Genomic DNA, 4,264 nt, shown 5'->3' on the forward strand with positions numbered 1-4,264 from the left:
GGCCACGGCCATGCCCTCGCGGGCGAGGGCGATGGCCGCGGCGAGGCCGGCGGGGCCGGCGCCCTGGACGATGGCGTCGCAGTCGGTCACGTCGCCAACGGTCACTCCTGCTCGGGGCCGCTCCCCCGGAAGGCGCCCATCAGCGCCTCGATGGCCTCCGGCTCCTTGGGGACCTCGGCGGTCAGCACCCGCGGGTCGCCCTCCTCGACGACGACGTCGTCCTCGATGCGCACCCCGATGCCGTGCCAGCGCGCCTCGACCCCCTCGCTGCCCGGCGGGCAGTAGAGGCCCGGCTCGACGGTGAGCGCCATGCCCGGGGCGAGGGTGCGCCACTGGCCGTCGACGGCGTAGGCGCCCACGTCGTGGACGTCCATGCCCAGCCAGTGCCCGGTGCGGTGGGGGAAGAAGCGCCGCTGGGCGCCGTCCTCGATCAGGGCGTCGACCTCGCCGGCCAGCCAGCCGAGCTCGACCATGCCCTCGACGAGGGCGCGGGTGGCGGCCTGGTGGAAGGCGTCGAAGGAGAGGCCGCTGCGCACGCAGTCGATCGCCCGGCGCTGGGCGTCGAGGACGATCTCGTAGACGGCGCGCTGCTCGCCGGAGAAGCGGCCGTTGACGGGGAAGGTGCGGGTGATGTCCGCGGCGTAGCCGTCGAGCTCGGCGCCGGCGTCGATCAGGACCAGGTCGCCGTCGCGGAGCGTATCGCGCTGGGTGACGTAGTGCAGCACGCAGGCGTTGGCCCCGCCGGCGACGATGGCCGGGTAGGCCGGCTCGCCGCCGAGGCGCTGGAAGACGGCGTTGACCTCGGCGGCGAGGGTGTACTCGGCGATCTCCGGGCGGGCGAGCTGCATCGCGCGCCGGTGGGCCATCACCGAGACCCCGGCGGCGCGGTGCATCGCCGCGAGCTCGGCGGCGTCCTTGACCAGGCGCTGCTCGTGGAGGTTGTCCTGGAGCAGCTCGATGCCCGTCGGCGCCGGCGCCGAGACCCGCGCCCGGGCGGCGGCGGCGCGCAGCCAGCCGAGCAGGCGGCGGTCCCACGCCTCGTCGCGGCCGAGGGGGCAGACCAGCCGCCGGCGGCCGGTGAGCAGCCCCGGCAGGCGCTCATCGAGCTCCGCCAGCGGGTAGGCCTCGTCGGCCCCGTACCGGGCCTTGGCGCCCTCGGTGCCGGCGCGCGCGCCGGCCCACTGCTCCTGCTGCGGGTCGCGCTCGCGGACGAAGAGGACGTAGGCCGCCTCGGGGCGCCCCGGGGCGAGGACGGCGACGGCGTCCGGCTCCGGGAACCCCGTCAGGTAGCGGAAGTCGCTGTCCTGGCGGAAGGGGTGCTCGACGTCGCGGTTGCGGGGCTGCTCCCGGGCGGCGGGGATGACCGCCACGGCGTCCTCGCCGAGGCGCTCGGCGAGCTGGCGACGGTGCTGTGCGGCCTGCTGGAGCGGGTCGATGGTCTCGGTCACTGCGGATCGGCTCCGATGGTCGGGTGGCTGAGGTGCTCGCGGCAGAGCAGGACGGCGACGCGCACGTACTCGAGCAGCTCGGCGTAGGCCTCCTCGTCCTCCTCGCCCTCCTCCGGCTCGGCGGCGACCCGGGCGATCTCCGCCAGGTCCGTGAGCGCCTCGCGGACCTGGCTCGGCAGCGAGGCGTCCTCGCCCGGCTCGGTGTAGCCGATCCCGAAGAGGAAGCCGCCGCACCAGCCCGCCAGCGCCCGGGCGCGCTCGGGCAGCGCCGCCTCCTCGGTGGGCAGCAGCGGCTCGAAGGTGAGCTCCTCGTCGGCGAGCGCCGCCGCCGTCTCGTCGTAGAGCAGGGCGAGGGTCTCCAGGCAGGCCCGGGCGGCCTCGCCGCGCGGCTCCGTATCGGCGAGGACCTCGGCGATCCACCGCGCCTGGCTCGTATCGCTGGCGCCGGTGAGCATGCCGGTGAGCATGCCGTGGGCCTCGGCCGCCCCCGTGTGGGCGCCGACGGCCTCGAGGGCCTCGGCGATCCCGTCGTAGCGCTCTCCCCCGCTCATGGTAGTGCTCCACCTTCGCTTTCGCCCTACAGATGCCCTATCGTATCAGTGCTGTCCTGGATTGACCGGTGTTGTCTGGCCCGCTCTCTCGAATCGAGCTACCCTAGAGGTGGATCCAAGTGCCTGATAAATCGGTCGAAGAGCTCGACCAGCTGGAGCAGCGGATCGAGGGGCTGCTGGAATGGTGCGAGCAGCTGCGCGAGGAGAACCGGGCGCTCCGCGAGTCGCTCGAGCAGCTCAACGCGGAGCGCGCTAGGCTCCAGGAGAAGCACGAGGCGGCGCAGTCGCAGATCGAGGCGATGATCGGCCGGCTGAAGGCGATGGAGCAGTGAGCAGATGACCGAAGCCGTCAAGGTGCGCATCCTCGACCAGGAGTACACGGTCGCCTGCCCGGAGGATGCCAAGAACGACCTGCTGCAGTCGGCCGACTACGTCGACCGCAAGATGCGCGAGATCCGCCAGGGCGGCAAGGTGGTCGGCACCGACCGGATCGCGGTCATGGCGGCGCTGAACATCGCCCACGAGCTGCTCGAGGCGCAGGCGGAGAACGAGCGCCTCGCCGACGTGCGCCAGCGCCTCGCCCGGCTCGACGCGCGGATCGCCGCCAGCCTCGACGACTCCTGAGCCCGCTTGCGCCCGCTGCGGGCGTGCGCGATCATGGCTGCGACGGCATCCCCTGCGGTGTACGAGATCAGGCCAAGCGATCTTGACCCTCAACACACTGCCCAGGGACCAGGCGTGAGCTCGCCGGTGAGCAGGTCCGCCACCGAGCGGAAAGCCTAAGGGGGCTCCCCTCGTCCCAACTTGAACCCCAGGGTTCAAGGGCAGGCCTGTACGACACTGCGGGGGATGTCTTTTTTTTGCCCCTGCGCCCGATCCTCACCCCCCTGCACCGGCCTAGCGGAACGGAGCTCGCGCCCAGTGGAGACCAAAGGGGAGATGCGCCGCCGGCTGCGGCGCCGCCGCCGTGAGATCCTGCCCAGCTACCGCCGCGCCGCCGAGCGGCGGGTCGCCGCCGCCGCCCTGGCCTGGGTGCGGCGCTGCCAGGCCCGCCGCGTGGCGTGCTACCTCGACGCCGACGGCGAGATCCCCACGCGCGGGGTCCTCCAGGCTCTGCAGGAGCGCGGCACGGAGCTCTACCTGCCGGCCCTCGGGCGCGGCGGGCGGGCCCTGGAGTTCCGCCGCCACCGCCCGGGCGGCCCCCTGCGCCCCAACCGCTACGGCCTCCCGGAGCCGCCGCCCTCGGCGGCGCGGAGCCTCCCGCCGGGGGCGCTCGGCGCCGTCTTCCTGCCCCTGGTGGCCTTCGACGCCGAGGGGCGGCGCCTGGGGATGGGCGGCGGCTACTACGACGCCACCTTCGCCTTCCTGCGCCGCTGGCCCTGGCGCCCCCCGCAGCTCGTCGGCCTCGCCTACGCCTGCCAGCAGGTGGCGCAGGTCCCCGGGGCGCAGTGGTGGGACGTCCCCCTGCAGGGGGTGATCACCGAGCGCGGCTGTGCCATCCTCTCCCGGCGCTCGCGCTAAGGGGGAGAGGCCGGTGAGCAGCTACTGGCTGATGAAGTCCGAGCCCGAGGCGTTCGGGATCGACGACCTGGCCGCCGCGCCGGGGGCTACCGCCATGTGGGACGGGGTCCGCAACTACCAGGCCCGGAACCTGATCCGGGACCATATGCGCCCCGGCGACCGCGCCCTCCTCTACCACTCTAATACCCGGCCGCCGGGCGTGGTCGGGATCGTGGAGGTGGTCAGCGAGCCGTACCCCGACCCTACGGCCTTCGACCCGGACGAGGCGCACTACGACCCGAAGAGCGATCCGCAGGCCCCCCGCTGGTTCTGCGTCGATGTCCGCCTGCGCGAGCGGCTGCCGCGCCAGGTGACCCTGGCGGCGCTGCGGGCGTGCCCGGCGCTCGAGGGCTCGCCGCTGCTGCGCCGGAACAACCGCCTGTCCATCGTCCCGCTGACGGGGGCGCAGTGGGGGGCGGTCCTCGCCCTGGCCGAGGGGCGCTGAGACCCATCCGCCACTCGAAAGGATTATGAGGTAAGCCTTGGAAGAGCACGAGCAGGAGCCTGCGCACAAAGGCCCGGGGGCGCACTCCTTCCTCCTCAGGAGCGGTATCGCCGCCGTCCTCGCCGCCGTCGGCGGCGGGCTCGGCCTCGTGGCGTGGCTGGGCCCCTTGCCCCAGGAGAAGCCCGGGACCGCGAGCGCGCCGGGGCCGGAAGCGGAGCCGCGGCCGGAGCCCCCCGAGCCCCCGCCCTTGCCGCCCTTGG

Annotated in this window: 6 protein-coding genes, 1 other RNA gene and 1 pseudogene; 6 read left to right on the forward strand and 2 right to left on the reverse strand. The window is 74.0% G+C overall.

The window, feature by feature from the left end:
* Nucleotides 1–101 precede the first annotated feature (101 nt).
* Both CKO13_RS10975 and CKO13_RS10980 read right to left on the reverse strand, forming a co-directional pair.
* Entirely contained in the window at nucleotides 102–1,448 is a 1,347-nt protein-coding gene (locus CKO13_RS10975; RefSeq protein WP_200260891.1) for an aminopeptidase P N-terminal domain-containing protein, read from the reverse strand.
* Nucleotides 1,445–1,999 (reverse strand): UPF0149 family protein, encoded by a 555-nt coding sequence (locus tag CKO13_RS10980; RefSeq protein WP_200260893.1) that lies wholly within the window; start codon nucleotides 1,997–1,999, stop codon nucleotides 1,445–1,447. Before CKO13_RS10980 ends, CKO13_RS10975 begins: the two co-directional genes overlap by 4 nt.
* 119 nt (nucleotides 2,000–2,118) lie before the next feature.
* Between CKO13_RS10980 and CKO13_RS10985 the strand changes: the two genes are divergently transcribed.
* From CKO13_RS10985 to CKO13_RS12525, 6 genes and pseudogenes are all read left to right on the forward strand, one after another.
* Nucleotides 2,119–2,331 carry a TIGR02449 family protein gene (locus CKO13_RS10985; RefSeq protein WP_200260896.1) on the forward strand — a complete coding sequence of 71 codons (213 nt, stop codon included), beginning with the start codon at nucleotides 2,119–2,121 and terminating at the stop codon, nucleotides 2,329–2,331.
* A 4-nt stretch (nucleotides 2,332–2,335) separates the two neighbouring features.
* On the forward strand, nucleotides 2,336–2,623 hold the full coding sequence (locus CKO13_RS10990; protein ID WP_200260899.1) for a cell division protein ZapA: 288 nt from the start codon (nucleotides 2,336–2,338) through the stop codon (nucleotides 2,621–2,623).
* Between the two features lie 46 nt (nucleotides 2,624–2,669).
* A non-coding RNA gene (gene ssrS / locus CKO13_RS10995) (6S RNA) lies at nucleotides 2,670–2,852 on the forward strand.
* Between the two features lie 68 nt (nucleotides 2,853–2,920).
* On the forward strand, nucleotides 2,921–3,520 hold the full coding sequence (locus CKO13_RS11000) for a 5-formyltetrahydrofolate cyclo-ligase (RefSeq protein WP_200260902.1): 600 nt from the start codon (nucleotides 2,921–2,923) through the stop codon (nucleotides 3,518–3,520).
* 31 nt (nucleotides 3,521–3,551) lie between these two features.
* Entirely contained in the window at nucleotides 3,552–4,004 is a 453-nt protein-coding gene (locus CKO13_RS11005) for an EVE domain-containing protein (RefSeq protein ID WP_200260905.1), read from the forward strand.
* 37 nt (nucleotides 4,005–4,041) lie between these two features.
* Nucleotides 4,042–4,264, forward strand: a pseudogene (locus CKO13_RS12525) (hypothetical protein); the annotation flags it as partial.

It is taken from the genome of Halorhodospira neutriphila (genome assembly GCF_016584055.1).
Classification (GTDB): domain Bacteria; phylum Pseudomonadota; class Gammaproteobacteria; order Nitrococcales; family Halorhodospiraceae; genus Halorhodospira; species Halorhodospira neutriphila.